The sequence below is a fragment of the Bacilliculturomica massiliensis genome (assembly GCF_900605495.1).
GTDB classification, from domain to species: domain Bacteria; phylum Bacillota; class Clostridia; order Peptostreptococcales; family Anaerovoracaceae; genus Bacilliculturomica; species Bacilliculturomica massiliensis.
In genome coordinates this window covers 250,361-270,983 of sequence record NZ_LR027601.1, presented here as the reverse complement: position 1 = coordinate 270,983, position 20,623 = coordinate 250,361, and the positions used below count along the sequence as shown (strand labels likewise).

Genomic DNA, 20,623 nt, shown 5'->3' with positions numbered 1-20,623 from the left:
CTCACTTTCACCGGTCCTTATGTCCGGAGTCTCATGCGTTCGGCATACCTTCAGTCCGCCTGCGGCCTCTTCCCTGCGGCGGTTTTCCCGCCGTCACAGCGTCCGGCCGCCCGCCGCATATTCCCCCGGACAAATATCCATCAGTTCCCGTTCCGGACCCACCAACGCCATCTCATACTGGCATCTCCACTGAATATCTCTGCTGAGAGCCCCGTCCGGGCCGATCCCGTCAATGGTCTCGCCTCCCTTGATGGGCGCGTCGTTTTCAAAAATATAACACGCCGCATTATATGCATGATTCACCACGTGATTGGGATCCAGACTGTGGTAGTGATACTGTACGTCCGGAAGTCCCACGGCATACAGTCCCAGCGTATCCACCACACTGTCCTCCGTTCCCTCTATATTGAACAGTCTGGCGTTTACGGCCACGTAGACGAACCGGCAGCCGTCATGCGCGGGACACTCCCTGACCTCCTGGGCTGTGAGCAGTTTTTCCGCAGTGGGGACCCACACGGCCCTGCACTCCGGAAAAAGCTCCAGCGCGGCGTCCAGCCATTCCGTCAGCATGCGGCAGCGCTCCTTGTAATCCAGCCCCGCCGCCATAAAATCTGAGATCATCAGCTCGTGCGTGCAGGAATCCAGCAGTTCCGGACCCTCCGGCACATTCCACAGCTGAGACCGCTGCATGGACGATATGGACTCTGGATGAAACTCCCGTACCTCCGCCAGCATCACCTGGGCCGGTACCTCCGCATCGCTGTATTTTACAGGATATTTCCGGATAGCAAAACTGGCCAGTTCCGAGCTGCCCGATACGACGTCCACCGCGCCGAATTTTTCTTCAAGGGCTGCCCGAACGGTCTCCGTCTCCGGCTTTTCCGGTTTTCGGTCAAAGAGCAGCTTCATCCAGAAAATATGGGCGAAGCCGTTGTCTCCCGCAGCCCTTCCTTCTTCTTCCACCGGCGTTTTCCCAGCAGCCCTGTCCTCCGCGGCCTGTTGGCTTTCATCCTCCGCAGCCGCTGATAATGCTTTTTCTTTCATCTTTTTTCCGAACATACGACCTCCATTCGCTCTCCTGCTTTCACAGCTTTCCACTCTCCGCAGCCGCGCCCGGTCTCAATGCCCGTCCCGGCGCCGCCTGAAATATTTTGGTCCGTATCTCATCTGAGCTCGTAATCCTGGTTCATTCCGTAGGAAAGGCTGATCCTGCCGCCGTCGGCCTCCAGATCCGCTCCCTGTTCCTTTGCCCTGCAGATCACGTTGTAGGTCGAGCTGACAGATATGTACCGGCTGAACACTTCGTTTTCCCACGGAGAGAAAGCGCCGCTCCGGAAACCGTCAAATAAAGCTTTCTGAATTGGGTAGTAGGACGCCAACTGTGTTTTAAATGCCGTGACAGTTCGATCTCCGATGCTGAAAGCCATTTCATCCGGATAGGATATCTTATCGAAAGCGTTTTCCGCGCACATCTCCGGCAGAAATGCAAAAAGCTCCTGCGCCAGACAACTGTCGCCGATCTCCGACTCCAGCCGGTGGGGAAAGGCGTCATACTCTTCCTGCGTATCGCAGTCGTGAAACATCCGCACTGCCGTCAGGGTATGTTCAGCCAGCTCTTCCTCTGTAAAGGGATAGGAGCACGTGGTCTCCTGATCCTGAAGCAGGAAAAGAAACTGTTTGTGCGAACCAAACTCCTCTGTATCCCATCTCTCCACGATCTCCCCCATCCGCCGGGACAATTGGTCGATACATACGTCGTTGATGCGGCATTCGCCCGTGATATCCCCGCCGTTTTTCGCCCCATACAGCTTTACATAACAGAGCTTCTGGTTGCCGATCCGCTTCAAGATATCCTCTTCAAGCTCGCCCCAGTAATCGGGGCAGTCATCTTTCTGAGGGGAGTCGCCCATGCCGACGATATTGCTTTTATATACTTTCCACCAGTGCGGGCGTCCCGCAAATTCCGTTTTCACGCGCCGGGGTTCCCAATCCTTTTCCATGCAGCAGATCCCGTCCATCATGGAAAACAGGAAACTTCCGGCAGCCATGCCCATGGCGTTTTTCGGCGTGCTCCCCACGCCTACGGAGCACTCAAATAACTCTTGTCCCCATTTGGGCGATGACAGCCGAAAATACAGCATGGCAGTATTCTCCTTGATCTCAGCCACCTCAGCCCGCACAGTCAACTGCCATCTGGGTATGCGCACCTCGCCGTCAGATACCAGGGTCTCTTCCCCGTATTCGGCCAGACTGGCCGCGAGCACCTCTCCGGTCAAATGCTCCTGCGCCTTCTCACGGTCAGGTGTCAGGCCGTCCCATGACGCCTTGATCTTATCCTCCATCTTCATCCCCGTTCTTTCTGTAATTCCGTCTCATTCCGACGCTGCTCCTTTAACGGCTTCCTCCCGGTCTAATACTCGATTTTCAGACTATCGCCCTCTAAGGCGGCCCCTTTCGATCTCGTGATCGGCAGGCGTTCCTCCTCGCTGAACCCGATGGTCTCCCCGGGAAGCAGCGTCACATCATAACAGATCACATAACATACGATCTGATACAAGAAATCCCTCAGCTCTTCCAGAGACCTGCCGCTGCCCACTACTTCGATCTCATCTCTTCCAAAGGCTGTCAGTCCGTAGGTATATGCGTTGTTTTTGTCCCCCGTGCGATAGAGGCCCAGATAGACCCAGTCCAGAATAGGCAGCTCTTCCTCGTCCTCCTTCATCAGCTCAGCCACTTCTGTGTAAAACTCCGGCTGATACACTGTGCCGGAAGTGTAGACTCCGATGGCGTTATCCTCTGCCAGACAGGCGCAGACCATCTTTGTAAACAGCTTCCCGGCTTCCACCGCAGTCTCGCCGTGGGGCAGGACCGCAGCCAGAATGTGCGCCTGATGTGTCTTCGTCACTTCCTCCGCCTCAGGCCACATATAGTTGGCCCTCGCATAGTACTCCGCTTCGCCCTCGGGGATCGGCGCAGGCATCAGACTCAAGGCCGCCAGACAGTTTCCCACGCGAAACACCAGTGTTCCATCCTCGCCGCAGCCGCAGTTTTCCTGTCCGTCCTGTTCCGGATCGTCCTGCTCCCGGCTGTGTTGATGGACATGGCTGTGACCGCAGCTGCAGCCGCAGCTTTCGCCCTGCTCATGGCCGCACTGCTGTTCAGCGTGCGGTCCGTCCCCTTCTTCTTCGCCGGTCTCTTCCTCCGGATCATCCTCAGGCACCACGCCCCATTCCTCTTTCAGACGCCCCATAATGCGGTCCAGGTCGATCTCCGGCGAATTCAGCAGCACGAAACCCTGAAAATGCCCGGACTTGTCCCCTTCCTCATGACCGCAGCCGCAGTCTTCTGTTCCTCCGCAGCCGCAGCCGCAGTCTTCCGCACCGCTGCAGCTGCACTCACATTCCTGGCTGCATCCTTCTTCATATCTTTTCTCATCCATATTCCCTCTCCTTTTTCCCGTGCGCCAGAAGCCGATCACCTAAAACCGCCGGCTTCCGGAGCCTTAAATCATATCACTCTATCTGTCTTCAGGCTTGTCCTTGAAGCTTATTCTGCCGGATCCTTCTTCAGATTCAGCCCGCCGCAGTCGCCGCGAAATACATGGAATACGATCTCATCCAGATCCCGACGGTTCATCACCTCTCCGGCCACCTCCAGAAATCTGCCCAGATCATAGCAGATACAGTCGATGTACGAATAGTCCACGCCGGTGGCCCCGCCTATGACCTCACCGCACTCCGCCGCCGCTGCCGAGATCTCATCCTCCATAGCCGCCCGGAAAGGCACCATTTCACTGCGCGGAACTTTGTCGTTGTTGTAATACAAAAACCCGAATACCGCTCCGTCTCTCACGTTCTCATCCACGATATCGGTCCGGCCCCCGTAGAATTCATTCAGTACCGGTATGCAGCAGGTACTTCCGATAAACACGTCGCCCCTCAAACGGTACTCGCCGTTCTCCGGCTCCATCTGGTAAGCAGTATAACAGCCGCAGGGGCTTTGCGCTGCATCCGGATTTTCCTCCCCGTCGCTGACAGGTCCCCCGTCCGCAGTCATCCCGCCGTCGCCGTCCTCCCCATCTTTCTTATTCCGCAGGCTGTCGATAAACCCCTGCAGATCACAGAGCCGCACGGGTCCTCTCACGTCGCCGTCTGATCCCTCCGGGGAAAATTCCGCTGTTTTCAGCAGTTCCAGATAACCCACATTCTTGATGGCGGACAATTCACCGATGCACTGGTCGATCAGGACGGCCATCAGCGAATAAGCCTTATTCTCATCTTCCTCCATAAGCGGCATCAAAGCTTCGCAGTAGATGTTCAGGCCTACCGCGCCCCCGTCCAGCACTTCAGGCCAGACTGCAGCGTCTGCGCCGCAGACGCCGGTATCAAACATGCGCAGCACGCTCTTCTCCGGATCCGGGCACTGGGGACGCCCCACGGTAAATTTCCAGCGGTCCAAAAGCCCGTCTGGCGCGTGTTTTTTCCAGTATTCCAGCCGGAAGAGCCTCTGTTTCATGCCCTCCGCTGTCAGGATCAGTTCATACTGCCTGCCGTTGCAGCCGATCTCAAAATAAGCCTCCGAAAACGCAGTCTTCAGCAGTTCCGAAGTGAGCTCCATAGCCCCTTCCATCTCTTTTTCTCCGATCAGTCTGCGGAGCTCTTCCTCCTCCTGTGCAAACCGCTCCCAGAAGGTCTCGACCCTTTCCCGGAAAGTCCCCGCATACGCCGGATAGGCCAGCGAAAAACTGCAGTGCCTTATGAATTCGGGAGCGTCCGGATCCTCCGGGTCCAGCTCCGCCGCTTTTTCAAAGTCTTCCCGGGCCTCTGCAAACCGTTCCAGACCGTGGAGGGCATACCCTCTCCGGAAAAACCACTTTGCATCCCCTCTTCCCTCTGCCCCGATGGCGTCGAGGACCTCCAGCGCTTCCTCATACCGCTCCGCGTTGTTCAGCGCCCGTGCCAGCTCGCCCTGCAGTTCTTGATCCAGTTCCTCCCCCGGCATCTGCAGCAGCATCTCCGCGGCCTGCCCGTACTCTTCCTTCTCATTCAGACGGGTCAGTTCTTCCACCAGTTCTCTCCGCTTTCTGTTATCCATATCTCATACCCTTTCCGTGCTTTTGAGCCGCCAAGCTCCTGCCCGAAAGCACAAACGACCGGCCGTATCCCAAAGGACACAGCCGGCCGCTCTCATTTATATTCTGTTTCTCTCTGTCTCCACTTAAGCATAATGTCGTCCGACAACTCTGATCCCCTGGCATTTTCCCTTTCCCGAAGCCGCCGTCCCCCTTTGTTTATATTACCATTTATTTTTCTTTCCCGCAATCTTTTCGGACAGATCTCTGCGCTTCAGCCCGGAGGCAAAACGACGCCCGAAGCCGTTGTCCGCAATGCGGCAAAAAACACGGTCTCACAGCGGACCGCATTTTTCTGATCCGGCATAGGTGAAAATCATTTAAAGCGTTCACCTATTTGGGAGGGAAAAAGACGCGAAATATCCATTTACCGGCAGAAAAAAGGTGAGAAATCTGACGAAATCAGCTTCTCACCTATTTTTCTCGTTGTTTTTCACTCTGCAGACGGTTTTTTCCGTGACGACCATGTCCACCTTGATATCGTGTTCCTCACAGGGGACTCTGTCGCAGAGCGTGTCATGGCGGCAGATGACCGCAGTGGGAAAATGCCCGCCGGACAGATAGCGGTCGTAGTAGCCTCCGCCGTGTCCCAGCCGGTTGCCATCCAGATCGCAGGATACGCACGGGATAACGCCGAAATCGATGTCTTCCGCCGCCACCAGTTCGCAGTGCTGCTGCGGCTCAAGTATTCCGTATTTCCCAGGCGACAGGTCTCTCAAGCTCCGGATCTCATACGCCTGCATCTGTCCCTTGGCCGTACAGCGGGGAACGGTCAGCCTCTTACCGGAACGCAGAGCATTCATTAAAATGGAACGGGTGTCGATCTCCTCCGCCCGCCCTACAAAACACAGTACGGTATGAGCCTCCCGATATTCCTCCAGCGACACCACCGCCCCGCAGATGCTGGCGTCAGCCTCTTTACAGTAAGCCTTGGTCAAAATACCGCTCTTGTCCTTCACAATACGGCGAAGCATATTTTTTTCCACATCAGTCTCTGTCGCGATGATCCCCTCTTCTCTCTCTTTTTTATACCTCCCCTTTCGCAGATACACCGCCCAGTAAACGCTTCCCACCAGCAGACTGCCGCCTGCGATATTCCCCAGCGTCACCGGCAGGAGATTTCTAAGAAAGAAGGCGCTCCAGCTGAGACCGGCGGTATCCACACCCGCTTGGGCCGCTGCTGCCGCACAGGTTTCATTTCCCATCGCGAACAATCCCGCGGAAATGTAGTACATGTTGGCCACGGAGTGCTCAAAGCCTGACACCACAAAGAGCATGATCGGAAAAAAGATACCCGCCGTCTTATCCATCAGAGTTTTTCCGGCGAAGCTGCACCACACTGCAATACAGACAAGAAAATTGCAGAATACGCCAAGAAGAAAGGCGCTTCCAAAAGACAGAGCAGTCTTCGCCGCAGCGGTCCTGATGGTTGCCGCAGCCAGCGTTCCGGAAAACAGCCACAGCTGTCCCGACGCGCTCACAGCCCAGGCCACAAAAAGGGATCCCGCCAGATTTCCCAGATAGACGAGAGCCCAGCAGCGAAGCATTCTGCCCAGAGTCGTTTCCTTTTCCAGCACGGAGATCACCATGAGGCAGTCCCCCGTAAAAAGTTCTCCGCCCGCCGTCAACACCATGATCAGCCCTGCTGGAAACACCATTCCCGCGATCAGTTTTCCCGCGGCAGGCGTTCCTGCCATACAGGAAGCCGTATTGGCAGCTGCGGCGGCCAGCGCGATGAACATTCCCGCCAGCACACCGAGGATTAGCAATTTTCCGGCGGACAGCTCCGCTTTGTTCTTCCCTATACTTCTGTAGCTGGCGGCTACTTCCCCCGGCGTATTAATCACTGTCTGCTTCCTCCCATGTATGGATCATGATCCATTCCCCCATCCTCATCCTTCATCAAATAATCTCTCACATCCCCGATATAATAGAGGGAGCCGAAGGCGCAGACGACCCCTTCCTCTCCGTTTTCCTCCCGGGAAAGTTCCATTGCCAGATCGACCGCCTCCCGCACGGTAGTGCAGCTGATCGCGGAGCATCCCTTCTTCCGAAGAATATCCGCCAGTTTGCCGCTGGCCAGCGCCCGAGAGCTGTGGGGCATTACTGTAACGAATTTTTCAGCCAGAGGCAGCACTGTCTCCGTCATAGTCTCATAATCTTTGTCTGCCATGATCCCGACGATAAATGTGATCCGCCGGCCCGGAAACAGTCTGGCCAGGCTCTCGGTCAGCACCCGTACACCCTGTGGATTGTGCGCCCCATCGATGACGACCACAGGGTCTCTGTGTACGATCTCCAGCCGGCCCGGCCATCGGGTCCCGAGAAGTCCGGCCCGAATGTTCTGATTGGATATGTGCCATCCCCGTTTGATCAATTCTTCCGCCGCAGTCACCGCCACGGCCGCGTTTTTGATCTGATGTGTTCCCAGCAGGCGGATCTCCAGATTGCCATATCCTTTGAAATGGAACTTCTGTCCGGCAAGTCCCATTTCTGTTACGTTCAGCGCAGTGAAGTCCACCGTCACCAATCCGGCTTTTTTCTGACGGCAGACATCCGCGATGACCCGGTCCACCACCTCCCGCTGGGGGTACATGACCACCAGACCGTTATCCTTGACAATGCCTGCTTTTTCCCAGGCGATTTTCTCCAGAGAGTCTCCCAGTACGTTCATATGGTCATAATCAATGGTAGTGATTACAGAGACCGCGGTCCTGCTGATGATATTGGTCGCATCCAGCCGGCCGCCGATCCCTGCCTCAAGCACCACCACATCACACTGCTGCTCTTTATAGTAAAGGAGGGCCATGGCGGTAAACAGTTCAAAGACCGTCGGAACAATCTCTTTCCTGCGGAGGCGGGATGTCGCCTCCGCAAGCCGCTCTGTCAGCCGTACCACGGCCTCCTCTGCTATCTCTGCTCCGTTTACACGGATACGCTCCGTGAAACGCTGAATGTAGGGAGAGGTATACAGGCCCGTCCGGTACCCGCCCTCCCTCAAGATCCGCTCGATAAATGACGCCGTGGATCCTTTCCCGTTGGTCCCGGCAATGTGCACATACTCCATTCCTCTCTGCGGATCCCCCAATTCCTCCAGAAGCGCCGCCATAGATTCCAGGCCAGGCCTGGATCCCTGAAAACGCGGCGTCTCCAGATATTCCACCGCCTCTTTATAATCCATTTTGCAGCTTTGCGGCTCTGACAACGTGATCTGCCAGAACTGTGGTAGTCACTGACCCGACGCCGCCGGGAACCGGCGTGATATAGGATGCTATGGGCGCTGCGCTCTCGAAGTCCACGTCGCCGCATAGCTTTCCCGCATCGTCGACATTGATGCCTACGTCGACTACTATCGCTCCCGGCGCCACATGATCGGCCGTCACAAGTCCTCTTCTTCCCACGGCAGCCAGCAAAACGTCCGCCTCTCTGCAGACGCCGGCCAGGTCCTCCGTCCGGCTGTGGCATACCGTCACGGTGGCGTTTCGGTCCAGCGCCAGAAGCGCCAGCGGTTTTCCCACCACCAGGCTGCGCCCGATCACCGTCACTTTTTTGCCCTGCAAAGGCTCACCGATATGATCCAGGATCGCCATCACCGCCTCCGGCGTGCAGGGCGCGAAACCGCTTTTGTCTCCCGCCAGCACTTTGTACAGATTGTCCGGGTTGATGGCGTCCACATCTTTGCAGGGGGAGATCCGTTCCGCGATAAGCGCCTCGTCCAGCTGAGGAGGCAGCGGTCGAAGAAGCAGGATCCCGTGTACGGAGGGATCGCCGTTTAAATTCTCAAGCTCTTTCATAAATGTATTCTGACTCACTTCTGCCGGCAGTCCGGCCAGTCTGACGGCGATCCCCAACAACTCTAATTTTTTGACGGCCCCCCGCTCATACGCAATGTCGCCGGGATTTTCTCCCACCCTCAGGATAGCTGCGCAGGGCCTCACGCCGTTGCCGGCAAGCCGTTCCGCTTCTTTTTGAACGCGTTCTCCCAGACTGCGGGCTACGTCGGTCCCTCTGATCACTGTCATTTCAGCACCGCCTCCACTTCCTCAAATATGCGGTCAGCTTTTTCTACCGCCAGTTTTTCCAGAGTCTGCGCCCGTCCGTTGATCTCTCCTGCATACGCTCTGTCCTTCATCAGACGGGTATTTGTATATACGTTCACCAGCGCGCCCAACGCCGCGGTCCGCAGAAACTGGGCTCCCACGCCCACATCGCTCAGGGCGATCCTGGTTCCTTTTTGCGCCAGTTCTTCCATGGGACTGAGTGCTTCCACCGCTTTTTCCATGATCTCCAGGGGCACGGAGCAGGCCAGCTTCAGCGCTTCCTCAAGGATACGCTCCTTTTCCGCTTTCTCCGCCTCCGTTTTCCCAGGAAGGCCATATGCCACAGAAAGCGGCTCAAACACTTCCGCGTCCCGCTCTGTCAGCCGCCCCATCTCCTCCGTCAGAACGGCAAGCTCCTCCAGCAGACGACGGATATCCTCCTGTACCGCCGCATATTTTTTCTTTCCAAGGGTGAGATTTCCCACCATGGAACCTAACGCGGTCCCCAGCGCGCCGCCCAGAGCAGAGGCGCCGCCTCCGCCCGGAGTCGGCGCGCTGCCGGACAGATCCCTGATAAAATCTCTGCAGCTTCTCTCAAGCATCGGTTTTCTTTTTCTCTCTCCGCTCATCAGAACAGCCCCGTGATCCTGCCGTCGGGATCTATGTCGATCTTCTCTGCGGACGGGACCTTCGGCAGCCCCGGCATGGTCATGATATCGCCGGTCAGCGCCACGATGAATCCCGCGCCCGCGGAGACCCTGACGCTGCGTATGGTCACGCGGAACCCCTCCGGCCGCCCCAGCTTTGCCGGATCGTCGGACAGGGAATACTGCGTTTTGGCCATGCACACCGGCAGATTTCCAAATCCCAGTTTTTCCAGCCTCGCGATCTCTTTCGCGGCGCCGGCCGTAAAGTCCGCGCCGTCGCCGCCGTAGACCTCTCTCACAATCGTCCCGATCTTCTCTCTGATGGGCATGCTGTCCGGATAGAGGAACTCAAAGTGATTCTCCCCTTCCTCCGCCAGACGCACCACTTCCCGGGCCAGCTCTTCACCGCCGGCGCCGCCATGCCCCCAGACGTCGGAGAGGGCCACTTTGACGCCTAGATCCCGGCATTTTTCTTCGATGAGATCCAGCTCCTCCCCGTCGTCCCCAGAGAACTTATTGATGGCTACCACTGCTGGCAGGCCATAGACCTTCGTCACATTCTCTATGTGTTTCAGCAGGTTGGGCAGTCCCCGTTCCAGCGCCTGCGTATTTTTTCCGCTCAGTTCTGTCTTTGGCACGCCGCCGTGCATCTTCAGCGCCTTGACCGTGGCCACGATGACCACCGCCGACGGTCTCAGGCCCGCTTTGCGGCACTTGATATCGAAGAATTTTTCCGCCCCCAGATCAGCGCCGAAACCAGCTTCCGTCACCACATAGTCTGCCAGCTTCATGGCGTATTTAGTGGCCATGACACTGTTGCATCCGTGGGCAATATTGGCGAAGGGACCGCCGTGGATCAGCGCTGGATTATGCTCCAGAGTCTGCACCAGATTGGGCTTGACCGCATCCTTCAGCAGCGCCGCCATGGCTCCCTGGGCGTTGAGCATCCGAGCCGTAACAGGTTCCTCCTGTCTCGTGTACCCGACGATAATGTCGCCCAGCTTTTCCTTCAGGTCGCTGATACTCTTCGAAAGGCAGAGGATCGCCATGATCTCAGATGCTACCGTAATGTCATAACCATCCTCCCGCGGCACCCCGTTGACTCTGCTCCCGATGCCGCAGACGATGTTTCTCAGCTGTCTGTCATTCATATCCACGCAGCGTTTCCAGGTGATCCTGCGGCAGTCGATCCCCAGGGCGTTTCCCTGAAAAATATGATTGTCTATCATGGCGGCCAGCAGATTGTTAGCCGCTCCGATCGCGTGAAAATCCCCTGTAAAATGCAGATTGATATCCTCCATAGGGATCACCTGCGCGTATCCTCCCCCGGCCGCTCCGCCTTTCACGCCGAAGACCGGCCCCAGCGACGGCTCTCTGAGCGCCAGAATGGTCTTTTTTCCAATGCGGTTCAGGGCGTCTCCCAATCCCACTACTGTCGTCGTCTTTCCCTCGCCCGCCGGTGTGGGTGTGATGGCGGTCACCAGGATCAGTTTCGCCCTGTCCGGCTGATCCGCCACCTTGCTATAATCCACTTTCGCTTTATATTTTCCGTAAAACTCCAGATCGTCCGCGGTCAGTCCGATCTTTTCCGCCACCTGCGCGATCGGCTGTATCTCTGTACTCTGAGCGATCTCGATATCGCTCTTATATTCACTCATCCACTGTTCCTCCTTATCCGTAAAAAAGCCTCCTTCGGAGCCTTATCCGCCCTGCGGGCTCTCTTTCTACAAGGTAAACTTTTTTGAACATACGGAAATATCAACAGACCATATCTCCTATGTTATAAAAGACCGTGGGCGCGCCGCTAGGATCCCGGACGTCCGGCGGTCTTTCTCTTTACTGATTTACCCTGCCTGTCTGCACCCGTTCATCAGTCGTCGAAGCTTCCGGCGGGATAGAGAGGGAATGCGGAGATCAGCGCTTCCGCGTCCGCTCTGCATGCCGCCAGATTCGTCTCGTCCTCCGGCGCGGCCGCCACCCGGTCCATGATCTCCGCGATCCTGGCGATCTCCGCACCGCCGAGCCCCCTCTGTGTGATCGACGTTACGCCGATGCGCACGCCGCTGGTGACCAGCGGGGAGGCCGGATCGTCCGGGATCTGCTGCTTGTTGACAGTGATTCCCACGGTGTCCAACGCATTTTGAAACAGCTTTCCAGTGATATTTTTAGAGCGCAGATCCACTACCATCAGATGGTTTTCCGTGGTCCCTCCCACCAGATCAAATCCGCGTTTTTTTAGTTCCTCAGCCAGAAGCTTAGCATTGACCAGCACCTGCTTCATGATCGCCTTGAACTCTTCGCTCTGCGCATACCGGAAGGACCAGCACTTGGCGGCCATAGTGGTCAGGTGCATAGAACCGATACAGCCGGGGAATACGCCTTTATCCAGCTTCTTCGCGTGCTCTTCCTTACAGAAGATCATGCCGCTGCGCGCTCCACAGAAAGTCTTTGTTGTGGAAGATGTTACGAAATCCGCGTGAGGAATGGGACTGGGGATCGCCCCCGCGGCCACCAGCCCGGCTACGTGAGCCATGTCCACCATGAAATAAGCGCCGACCGCCTTTGCGGTCTCTGCGATCTTCTCATAGTCGATCAATCTCGGATAAGAACTCGCACCAGCGATGATCAGCCTCGGCTGAAACTCCTTCGCCTTTTTGTCCAGCGCTTCGTAATCTATGCCGCCGGTCTCCGGATCCACACCGTAGAACTCGTAGTGATAGACCTTGGACAGCCAGTTGGCCGCGCTGCCGTGAGTCAGATGGCCGCCCTGATCCAGCCGCATGCTCAACACCCGGTCCCCCGGCTCCAGGATCGTGGCGTACACACTGTAATTCGCTGTGGAACCGGAATATACCTGAATATTGACGTGCTCTGCTCCGTACAGCGCTTTCGCTCTCTCGACGGCCAGCTTTTCCAATTTGTCCGCAACTCCAGAGCCCGCCTGAAAGCGTTTTCCCGGATAACCTTCCAGCGTCTTATTGGTAAAGATGGAACCGGAAAGCTCCATGATCTCCAGGGGCGCTGTGCTCTCTGACGCGATCATCTCAATGTTGTGCTCCTGACGATGCAGTTCCTCTACCGCCAGTTCGTAAACCTCAGGGTCTGTAACACGCGTATGTTTCAGCATATACAATTCTCTCCTTTACTTACTTATTTAATTTTAATTAGAATTTAAATACTTTTTATGCTTTTATCATATCACACGTTTTTCACCCGATATATTCTTGATTTTGCAGTATCCTTTATTGATTTTGCTCTCCTTTCCCAAACCGCTCGTTAGTCAGTTTTATAACGATCCCGTGGAAGAGCCATAAGGAGATCAAGTTGGGTATAAACATCAGGCCGTTTACCGTATCCGCGGCGTTCCACACCACACTGATATTTACCACAGAACCCAGAAAAGCGAAGATGACCCACAGAACACGGAATACAGGCGCCGCCTTCTCGCCGAAGACGAAGACCGCTCCAGTCTCTCCATACCAGAACCAGCTGAGCAGAGTGGAAAAACAGAACATGACTGTGGAAACGGCCACGATGATCCCGCCCCATTCTCCTGGCAGACCTGCGGAAAAAGCCGCGGTGCTGAGAGCCGCGCTAGTCAGACCGCTGTTCCACAAACCGGTGGTCAGGATCACCAGCGCCGTCATGGTACACACGATGATCGTGTCGAAAAAGACTTCCATAATACCCAGCAATCCCTGATCTGACGGGTGTTCCACCTGAGCGGTGGCGTGGATCATAGCGGAAGACCCCAGCCCGGCCTCGTTGGACATGATGCCCCGCGATACACCTGTCCGCAAGATGACCTGCAGTGTGGCCCCGGCGAAGCCTCCTTCCGCCGCATGGGTGGTGAAGGCGCTCCTGAAGATCATTCCGAAAGCAGGTATGATCTGATCGGCGTTTAAAATCAGCACTACGAGACCAGCCAGCATGTAGACACAGCCCATCAGCGGCGTGATCACGGAGGTGACGCGTCCCAGACGCTTTACTCCGCCGATCACTACCAGCGCAGTCAGAAACGAGAACACCAGGCCCACCGCCCAGCCGGGAATATTGTATGTACTAAGAGAAGATACCACTGAATTGGTCTGCAGCATATTGCAGCTGATGAGTCCTACCACGGAAGCCGCGATGGCAAAGAATCCACCCAGGAACCTGCCCAGCGACTTGTTCTGCATTCCTCTGCTGAGTACGTACATCGCGCCTCCGCGCCACACGCCCTCCTTGTCCTTCTCCCGATAAAAAAGCGCCAGCACGATCTCGCAGTATTTTGTGGCCATACCGATCAGCGCGGCGATCCACATCCAGAAAATGGCTCCTGGACCTCCCACTGCGATTGCAGCGGCTACCCCTGCGATGTTGGCTACGCCCACGCAGGCGGAAAGGGATGCGGCAAAAGCCCACAGAGAGTTGATCTCGCCTTCACCTTTATTCTGTTTCCGCCCGTTATACAGCGCGCGGAAAGCGGCCCCAAATTTCCGAAATTGGATCCCCCTTGTACGAATTGTAAGAAAAATTCCTGTTCCAAAAAAAATAGTGAGCATGATCGGTCCAAATAAAAACGATACCATTGCCGAAAGAATATTATTTAAGACTTCCATTTGATCCTCCTTCTCTACATATCAGATCTCCATTTTCAGGATCATATCCCGCACAGCCTCAGCCAGAGCCTTATGCCCCTGCTCATCCATATGTACGGCGTCCTCAGGGCTGGCTTCCGCTACCGTCTGTGCGTCCAAAAACCAGATTCCAGTCTGCTCACACAGAAGTTTCAGATGCGGCGCTGTCTCCCGGGATCGTTCAATGCAACCCGCGCCCAAATTCTCGCCCAGCGGCGTCTCGTATAGATTGTCACGGATGAGGGGCGGCGCGATGAGCAGCAGTTTCGGCGCCTGTCCGCCGCGGCCTGCCCGGGAAAACTGCACGGCGTCCACCATCCGCTCCATGCTCCTGGCTATGTTAAAGCCGTTGAGCTGAAACCGCTCCTGCATGTCGTTGGTTCCCAGCATAATGACCACCGCATCCAGCGGTTTGTGCGCCTCCAGACAGGGGATCAGGTATGTCAGTCCGTTTTTATACCCGGTCACCGGATCGTCCCATACGATGGTCCGGCTGTTCTGTCCGTCTTCGATCACATAGTACTCTTCGCCCAGCATACGCTGCAGCCTTCCGGTCCAGCGAATCTCTCTGGGATAGCGCTCTGCTAGCCCCGGTATATAGCCCCAGGTGTTGGAATCGCCGAAACAGAGAATATCCTTCTGCATGCTGTCACCTCCTCACATGATCTTACCTCCGCATGTTCTTTCATTCTCTCACTCCTTTCCGTTTGGGAAGACCGCGTTTCACAGCGACAGATCCGCTGCATTCAGCCTCCCTCCTGCTTATTCTCAATTATTCTATATTTCAAAAAATTTGTACATTCTGGTTCTTGCCCATTCCTTTATCAAAATTGCGCTCTTCCTTTCCAGACCGGCAGACAATTTCCGCTTTTCCGGTACACAAAAAAAAACGCCGCGCGCGGTCTCATGTCCCGCGCGCGGCGAAAAATCGATGATTATTGTTCTGCAGCCTGATGCCCAAAGTTCTCCACTTCCACCCCCTGCTCCTGGCAGAACGCCGCCGGCGTCTTGTCAGTATACTGCTTGAAATACTTATAAAAATTGTTCAGACTCTCATACCCCACCATCTCAGCAGTCTCTTTTATGCTGCATTTTCTTTCCAGAAGCAGCTCCTGCGCTTTTTCAATGCGCACCTTATGAATATAGGTCACGATATTTACATCCATATACTTTTTGAACAGTCGGGATATGTGACTCGGCGTAGCGTAAAACAGCTGCGACAGCTGATTCAATTCGATTTTTTCTGCATAGTGATCGTGGATGTATTCCAGAATGCTGTTTACCGTGCCATTCCCTGTAAAATTCCAACCCACCGTACGTGTGATCGCTTGAAGAAACTGCTTATATTCCAGCGGCTTCAGCAGAATGTCGCTGGCCCCCAGGCGCAGCGCCTGCTGTGCGTATTCAAAGGATTCGTAGGCGGTAATGATAATATATCCGGACTCGGGGGCAGCCTTCATCACATCAAACCCGTTCAGCACAGGCATCTGTATGTCCAAAAAGACAAGCTGCGGTTTCTTTTCCCGTATCAGCTTCAGCGCCTGTGCCCCGTCCTCCGCCTTTCCGACGATCTCGACAGGCAGATGCTCCCGCTGGATAAAATGAGAGATGATGCCCGCCACCGCCGGTTCGTCGTCAACAATAATCGCCCGTATCATAATGTTCCCTCCTTTGACTCTCCATCCTCCGGCTCATAGATCGGAATGTATACTGTCACGCAGGTGCCCCGGTCGGAGTCAGCGGCGATCTTCATCCGAAAGTCTCCGCCGTAAGCCGATTTCAGCTTGGCGTAGATCAGGGACAGGCCGTGTCCAGAATTGCTGTCCAGACTCCTCTGCACCCTGTTCAGCGTGACCTCGTCCGGGACCGTGCCGTTATTGCAGGAGCAGATAACCGCATAATCACCGTCGCGTTTTACTTCGATCCAGATCCTCTTTTTTCCTGAGGACTGAAAACCGTGGGTAAAAGCGTTCTCTACAATAGGCTGCAGAAAATTGAACGGTACAGGGATGTTCTGGCACTCTCCCGGCACCTCAAAGTTGATCTGCAGCGCATTTCCATAGCGCAGCTTCTGCAGGTTCAGATAGGTGTTCAGATATTCCAGTTCCGAGCGCAGTTCCACAAAACGCAGGTCCGTTGCCATGGTATAGCGGAACATCTTGGCCATATCGATGATGGCGTCGTACAGCGTGTCCCTCTCTCCGCTCAGTGCCATCTCCGCCATGGAATTCAGCGTATTGAACAGAAAATGATGATTGATCTTTAAATTGGTCACGGTCTCTTTCACCACGGTCAGATCCTGCTCCAGCCGGATCCTGCGCTGTTCCGTATTTTTCAGGATCTGTTCTTTCTCCTGCAGCATCTCTCTAGAAACATAAAATTCGCAGTAGCTGAGAACGCTGTCCGCCATCTGCTGGATCAGCCGCTGTATCCCGATACCTGTACTTCTTGGCGTGTCGTAAAGTTCGCCGCGGAACTCGCTTCCCGCGTCGGAGGAGAAAAAGTGTCCGCCGCGCACGATTCCGATGATCTCCCCCTTAAAAATAATATCCTGATGATAGATCGTCATCCCGTACGGACAGGTAAACTCAATGCAGCTGGACGTCCTGGACATGTCAAAGATCCTCTTTCTCATACAGGTGCACATCTCCGGATTTTTGTCAGGCCGGCACTGCTTCAGGCAGAATTTTGAAAAGAACTGATTCTGCATGACGATCTCCCAGTCAGCGTCAAAGATGGTGAACGGAAAGCGCACTGCTTCCAGCAGCTGGGCGCGTATGGACTCCACCGCCGCGTAGAGGTTTGGGCGGACAGCGCCTTCTGGCTCAACGTCGCCGGAAGAATGTCTGGCCGAAAGAGATGGCCGGTAGGGCACCGGATTGGAGATCAGAAGCTCCCGTACCACTCCCTTCCCCGTGTTGATGGTATCGTGAAGCGTATCGGCCTCCATGTAAAAATGCATCCCGGGGCGGAACGGCACTTCCTCCCCGTCGATGTTGTACAGCCCCTCCCCTTCCAGCACATAGAGCAGCTGTTCGTGTCCGTAATGGATATGCGGCGATTGGCTCAGTCCCGGCATTATATACGTGACCCCCACGTTCATAGAACGCTTTCCTTCCTCATTTTCAGGCAGATACCACCAATCGATGTATCCCCACTTTGTTTTCTGTATCATGTAAAACTCCTGTGTACATCTATGTACGTCTCCGGCACATCCTCCATCCGTACATCTGCATTCCGACGATTTTACGCTATTGTTTTTATTATAGGCCCATATTTCGGCGGAGACAATTCATTTCATTTTCCATCTGCCAGTCATACCGGATGAAACTGCGCCGAAACGCAAACGGCTGACGAGATCCAGCGGACAAAAAAAGCGCAATCCGTAAGACTGCGCTTTTTTCGTCAATTTTTCATTCCGGTCCGCACCGGTCTATCAGAGCAGTTCCGACAGCACCACCGGGATAGTCCCTTTTCTGCTGCCGTCAGTTTTAACGCCATCTGCCCCGCCGCCGTCCGCCTGCGCGCCGGCAGCAGTATCACCGTCTCCCGTCTGCAGCGTATTGGCCTGGACGATCACCGTCACCTCCTGGCTCTCTGTGCGCCCTATCTCCGTCTGGGTGGCAGAGATCCACTCGCCTGCCTGCAGCGTCACGTCAGAGGGCACCATGGCGATCCAGGTTCCGTCAGAATTCACTGTGCTCATGGAAGTGACGCCGCTGGGGAACCGCACCGTGATCGTGCTTCCCGGCACGCCCGTGCCCGCCACAACCATATCGCTCTCCCGCACGTCATACAGCACAGGAGGACTGCTTACCGGCGCCTCCGGCACATTGAAAAGAATGTGGCCGTCGGCAGGCTGTCCGTCAATGGTCACATTCCCGTTTTCATCTGCCGTTACCCGGTAGCTGGTCTGCTCCGGCCGGAAGCCATCCGGCGTATTCATCTCGATCAGCTCATACGTTCCAGGGCTGAGTCCCGAGAAGGTCAGCCTGCCATCCGTCCCCGAGACCGCCGTTTTCACAGCCTGACCAGACTGATACAACGTATACTCCGCTCCGGCCATGACGGCTCCGGTGGAACGATCCTGTTTGACGGCGGTAAAGGAACCCGTGGGCACAGGCGGCGAAACCGGCTGCGGCTGCCAGCAGTAGCGGATGCAGCAGACAGGTCTCCGGCAATACCTGCGGCCGCTGAGACGTCCTGTATTATAAATGTTCATCATCACATATCCTTTCATAACAGAGTGGTCCGTTATCAGGATATGCAGCGGCCCTGCAGATTGCCTGCGGCCTTTCGATCTTCGTCCGGCCAGAAAATCAGAGCAGGCCGTAGTACGTCAGGATCCCGTTGTAGATCCCTCTGGCAAAGCTCTCCGGATCATAAGTCATCAGATAGGCATCCCCCGGATTGGTGATGTAACCCATTTCTACCAACACGGCAGGCATGGATGTGGCGCGCAGCACATACAGCGTCGGTCTTGCAAAAACACCCCGATTCTGAAGTCCGGTCATATAATTCAGTCCGTCCAGAATGAGATGCGCCATATCTGTGGCTATACTGCTCAGGCTGTACACATAAGCCTCGCTTCCGCTGGCTGTCGAGATGGTGCTGGCATTCGCGTGCAGACTGATAAAATAATCGGCGCGCCAGGAATTTGCACCGTAGACTCTGGCCTGCAGACTGGTCGTTGTACTGGTCCCCAGCTGCTCGTCAGGACTGTTTCTGGACAATCTGGCTTCAAAATTCGGATTCGCGTTGAGGAGCGCCGCAAGACGCACGCCTACATCGTAAGTAATATCCTGCTCTCTAACGCCGTTTCCTTCCGCTCCGGCGTTGGGATTCTGGGGGTTATGCCCCTGGTCGATAAATATTCTTATAGCCATACCGGTATATCTCCTTCTTCATTCAGGCTTCTGCGCCGCCGAGCTTTCACATGTTTTGGCCGAAAACGACCGGACCGCATTGTCCGGCCGTTCCCTCTCGAACGGCTGATATACCAGTATATGCACTTATGCTTGAATTGGAGCGTCCCCAGGGAGAAGAAATCCGAAAGGGCTATTTCCCCAGCTTCCGGCGGCAGAATTCGTCGATCATAGTATACGAAAGGCTGTGCAGCGCCATATCCCGGTCAACTTCCTCCGCTGCAAACCAGCGCGCCTCCGCCAGTTCCGATTCCTGCAGCGTGACCTGATCGCTGCCGTCCAGTTCCACGAAGTATCCCAGCATCTCGATCCCGGTCAGTCCCCAGGGCTGGCTGGCGAAAAACTCCGGATTTTTCACTTTCAGGCCCACTTCCTCCATCACCTCCCGGCGAATGGTCTCCTCAATGGTCTCGCCCACTTCCACATATCCGGCGATCAGAGCAAATCTGCGAAAACCGCCCTGAGCGCTGCGGGCCAGCAGGATCCTGTCGCCGTCTGTAACTGCCACAGCCACGGCAGGCGCGATCTGCGGAAAGATCAGATTGCGGCAGTTGGGGCAGAACAGCGCCCGTTCCTCCCCGTGCCGCTGCGTCTCGTGACCGCAGCAGCCACAGAAGCGATTCTTCCGCATCCAGGTATAAATATGAAAACCGGTCATCATCGCCAACGGGATCGTATCTCCCTCCGGCATCGTCCGGAAGATCTGGATCGGCTGAAAGCCGCCGACCTCACCCCCGGCCGCCATTTTTTCCATATTTTCTCTGTCCATCAGGAAATATCCGGTCTCATCAATAGAAAACAGATACGTGAGACAATCCTGCCTGCCCGCATCTGCATCCGCTCCTCCGAACAACTCTTCATATTTTATAAACTCATAACCCGAGGCAGCGCCGCCGCACTCCCTGATAAAAATCTCATCTTTGCTGAAGCACAGAATCCTGTCCCCCGCCGCTGCCGGGCGCCGGTTCGCATATGCATTGTCAAATCTGTGCGGCGCAATATCCTGAATCATATCCTGCTTCCTTCCCTTTCCGGGCAGACCGCCCTGTAACCTGTACGCTCTTTCCTGCCGTCCACGTCCGAAGTTTCCTGACGCGGCCATCTACATCAGTTTAATCCCTGCCGCGCGGAAAGTCAAACCACTGTTCTCCTGCCGTTCCATATCCCAACCCATATCCCAACCCACCTCCCAACTCGTCTCCCAGCCGGGCTGCCCATCTCCCCACCGGCCGTCTTCCGATCTGTCCCCGGGCTGGTAGGT

17 protein-coding genes are annotated in these 20,623 nt (G+C 55.5%); all 17 read right to left on the bottom strand.

Annotated features, from left to right (window positions below):
- Nucleotides 1-93: 93 nt before the first annotated feature.
- Nucleotides 94-1,059 (bottom strand): DUF4261 domain-containing protein, encoded by a 966-nt coding sequence (locus E0E37_RS06285; RefSeq protein ID WP_246019645.1) that lies wholly within the window; start codon nucleotides 1,057-1,059, stop codon nucleotides 94-96.
- Nucleotides 1,060-1,163: 104 nt separating this feature from the next.
- On the bottom strand, nucleotides 1,164-2,348 hold the full coding sequence (locus E0E37_RS06280) for a DUF6348 family protein (RefSeq protein ID WP_130862131.1): 1,185 nt from the start codon (nucleotides 2,346-2,348) through the stop codon (nucleotides 1,164-1,166).
- Nucleotides 2,349-2,410: 62 nt separating this feature from the next.
- The gene (locus E0E37_RS06275; protein ID WP_130862130.1) at nucleotides 2,411-3,439 is read right to left on the bottom strand and encodes a DUF4261 domain-containing protein; all 1,029 of its coding nucleotides are present in this window, start codon (nucleotides 3,437-3,439) and stop codon (nucleotides 2,411-2,413) included.
- Between the two features lie 107 nt (nucleotides 3,440-3,546).
- On the bottom strand, nucleotides 3,547-5,094 hold the full coding sequence (locus E0E37_RS06270; RefSeq protein ID WP_130862129.1) for a tetratricopeptide repeat protein: 1,548 nt from the start codon (nucleotides 5,092-5,094) through the stop codon (nucleotides 3,547-3,549).
- 447 nt (nucleotides 5,095-5,541) lie between these two features.
- Nucleotides 5,542-6,978: a 5-formyltetrahydrofolate cyclo-ligase gene (locus tag E0E37_RS06265; RefSeq protein WP_130862128.1), complete on the bottom strand. Its 1,437-nt coding sequence runs from the start codon at nucleotides 6,976-6,978 to the stop codon at nucleotides 5,542-5,544.
- A complete protein-coding gene (locus tag E0E37_RS06260; protein ID WP_130862127.1) occupies nucleotides 6,975-8,312 on the bottom strand; it encodes a bifunctional folylpolyglutamate synthase/dihydrofolate synthase in 1,338 nt (445 codons plus the stop codon). Before E0E37_RS06260 ends, E0E37_RS06265 begins: the two co-directional genes overlap by 4 nt.
- Entirely contained in the window at nucleotides 8,302-9,153 is an 852-nt protein-coding gene (locus E0E37_RS06255; RefSeq protein ID WP_130862126.1) for a bifunctional 5,10-methylenetetrahydrofolate dehydrogenase/5,10-methenyltetrahydrofolate cyclohydrolase, read from the bottom strand. The genes E0E37_RS06260 and E0E37_RS06255 overlap by 11 nt, the downstream gene beginning before the upstream one ends.
- On the bottom strand, nucleotides 9,150-9,800 hold the full coding sequence (locus tag E0E37_RS06250; RefSeq protein ID WP_246019644.1) for a cyclodeaminase/cyclohydrolase family protein: 651 nt from the start codon (nucleotides 9,798-9,800) through the stop codon (nucleotides 9,150-9,152). The genes E0E37_RS06255 and E0E37_RS06250 overlap by 4 nt, the downstream gene beginning before the upstream one ends.
- Nucleotides 9,800-11,476, bottom strand: coding sequence for a formate--tetrahydrofolate ligase (locus E0E37_RS06245; RefSeq protein ID WP_130862125.1), 1,677 nt, complete (start codon nucleotides 11,474-11,476; stop codon nucleotides 9,800-9,802). Before E0E37_RS06245 ends, E0E37_RS06250 begins: the two co-directional genes overlap by 1 nt.
- A gap of 212 nt (nucleotides 11,477-11,688) precedes the next feature.
- The gene (locus E0E37_RS06240; RefSeq protein ID WP_130862124.1) at nucleotides 11,689-12,945 is read right to left on the bottom strand and encodes a serine hydroxymethyltransferase; all 1,257 of its coding nucleotides are present in this window, start codon (nucleotides 12,943-12,945) and stop codon (nucleotides 11,689-11,691) included.
- A 115-nt stretch (nucleotides 12,946-13,060) separates the two neighbouring features.
- On the bottom strand, nucleotides 13,061-14,419 hold the full coding sequence (locus E0E37_RS06235) for an alanine/glycine:cation symporter family protein (protein WP_130862123.1): 1,359 nt from the start codon (nucleotides 14,417-14,419) through the stop codon (nucleotides 13,061-13,063).
- A 21-nt stretch (nucleotides 14,420-14,440) separates the two neighbouring features.
- Nucleotides 14,441-15,082, bottom strand: coding sequence for an SGNH/GDSL hydrolase family protein (locus tag E0E37_RS06230; protein ID WP_130862122.1), 642 nt, complete (start codon nucleotides 15,080-15,082; stop codon nucleotides 14,441-14,443).
- A 290-nt stretch (nucleotides 15,083-15,372) separates the two neighbouring features.
- Complete coding sequence (locus tag E0E37_RS06225) at nucleotides 15,373-16,095, bottom strand: response regulator transcription factor (protein WP_130862121.1); 723 nt, start codon at nucleotides 16,093-16,095, stop codon at nucleotides 15,373-15,375.
- Entirely contained in the window at nucleotides 16,092-17,612 is a 1,521-nt protein-coding gene (locus E0E37_RS06220; RefSeq protein WP_130862120.1) for a histidine kinase, read from the bottom strand. Before E0E37_RS06220 ends, E0E37_RS06225 begins: the two co-directional genes overlap by 4 nt.
- A 261-nt stretch (nucleotides 17,613-17,873) precedes the next feature.
- Entirely contained in the window at nucleotides 17,874-18,659 is a 786-nt protein-coding gene (locus tag E0E37_RS06215) for a SpaA isopeptide-forming pilin-related protein (RefSeq protein ID WP_165445237.1), read from the bottom strand.
- A gap of 97 nt (nucleotides 18,660-18,756) precedes the next feature.
- The gene (locus tag E0E37_RS06210) at nucleotides 18,757-19,323 is read right to left on the bottom strand and encodes an N-acetylmuramoyl-L-alanine amidase family protein (protein WP_130862118.1); all 567 of its coding nucleotides are present in this window, start codon (nucleotides 19,321-19,323) and stop codon (nucleotides 18,757-18,759) included.
- A gap of 172 nt (nucleotides 19,324-19,495) precedes the next feature.
- Nucleotides 19,496-20,374: an NAD(+) diphosphatase gene (nudC, locus tag E0E37_RS06205; RefSeq protein WP_154940284.1), complete on the bottom strand. Its 879-nt coding sequence runs from the start codon at nucleotides 20,372-20,374 to the stop codon at nucleotides 19,496-19,498.
- Nucleotides 20,375-20,623: the final 249 nt, after the last annotated feature.

What these genes read in the sequence shown, in the direction of transcription:
- E0E37_RS06285 (WP_246019645.1), bottom strand. Translation starts at nt 1,059, where the DNA reads ATGTTCGGAAAAAAGATGAAAGAAAAAGCATTATCAGCGGCTGCGGAG.
- E0E37_RS06280 (WP_130862131.1), bottom strand. Translation starts at nt 2,348, where the DNA reads ATGAAGATGGAGGATAAGATCAAGGCGTCATGGGACGGCCTGACACCT.
- E0E37_RS06275 (WP_130862130.1), bottom strand. Translation starts at nt 3,439, where the DNA reads ATGGATGAGAAAAGATATGAAGAAGGATGCAGCCAGGAATGTGAGTGC.
- E0E37_RS06270 (WP_130862129.1), bottom strand. Translation starts at nt 5,094, where the DNA reads ATGGATAACAGAAAGCGGAGAGAACTGGTGGAAGAACTGACCCGTCTG.
- E0E37_RS06260 (WP_130862127.1), bottom strand. Translation starts at nt 8,312, where the DNA reads ATGGATTATAAAGAGGCGGTGGAATATCTGGAGACGCCGCGTTTTCAG.
- E0E37_RS06255 (WP_130862126.1), bottom strand. Translation starts at nt 9,153, where the DNA reads ATGACAGTGATCAGAGGGACCGACGTAGCCCGCAGTCTGGGAGAACGC.
- E0E37_RS06250 (WP_246019644.1), bottom strand. Translation starts at nt 9,800, where the DNA reads ATGAGCGGAGAGAGAAAAAGAAAACCGATGCTTGAGAGAAGCTGCAGA.
- E0E37_RS06245 (WP_130862125.1), bottom strand. Translation starts at nt 11,476, where the DNA reads ATGAGTGAATATAAGAGCGATATCGAGATCGCTCAGAGTACAGAGATA.
- E0E37_RS06240 (WP_130862124.1), bottom strand. Translation starts at nt 12,945, where the DNA reads ATGCTGAAACATACGCGTGTTACAGACCCTGAGGTTTACGAACTGGCG.
- E0E37_RS06235 (WP_130862123.1), bottom strand. Translation starts at nt 14,419, where the DNA reads ATGGAAGTCTTAAATAATATTCTTTCGGCAATGGTATCGTTTTTATTT.
- E0E37_RS06230 (WP_130862122.1), bottom strand. Translation starts at nt 15,082, where the DNA reads ATGCAGAAGGATATTCTCTGTTTCGGCGATTCCAACACCTGGGGCTAT.
- E0E37_RS06225 (WP_130862121.1), bottom strand. Translation starts at nt 16,095, where the DNA reads ATGATACGGGCGATTATTGTTGACGACGAACCGGCGGTGGCGGGCATC.
- E0E37_RS06220 (WP_130862120.1), bottom strand. Translation starts at nt 17,612, where the DNA reads ATGATACAGAAAACAAAGTGGGGATACATCGATTGGTGGTATCTGCCT.
- E0E37_RS06215 (WP_165445237.1), bottom strand. Translation starts at nt 18,659, where the DNA reads ATGAACATTTATAATACAGGACGTCTCAGCGGCCGCAGGTATTGCCGG.
- E0E37_RS06210 (WP_130862118.1), bottom strand. Translation starts at nt 19,323, where the DNA reads ATGGCTATAAGAATATTTATCGACCAGGGGCATAACCCCCAGAATCCC.
- nudC (WP_154940284.1), bottom strand. Translation starts at nt 20,374, where the DNA reads ATGATTCAGGATATTGCGCCGCACAGATTTGACAATGCATATGCGAAC.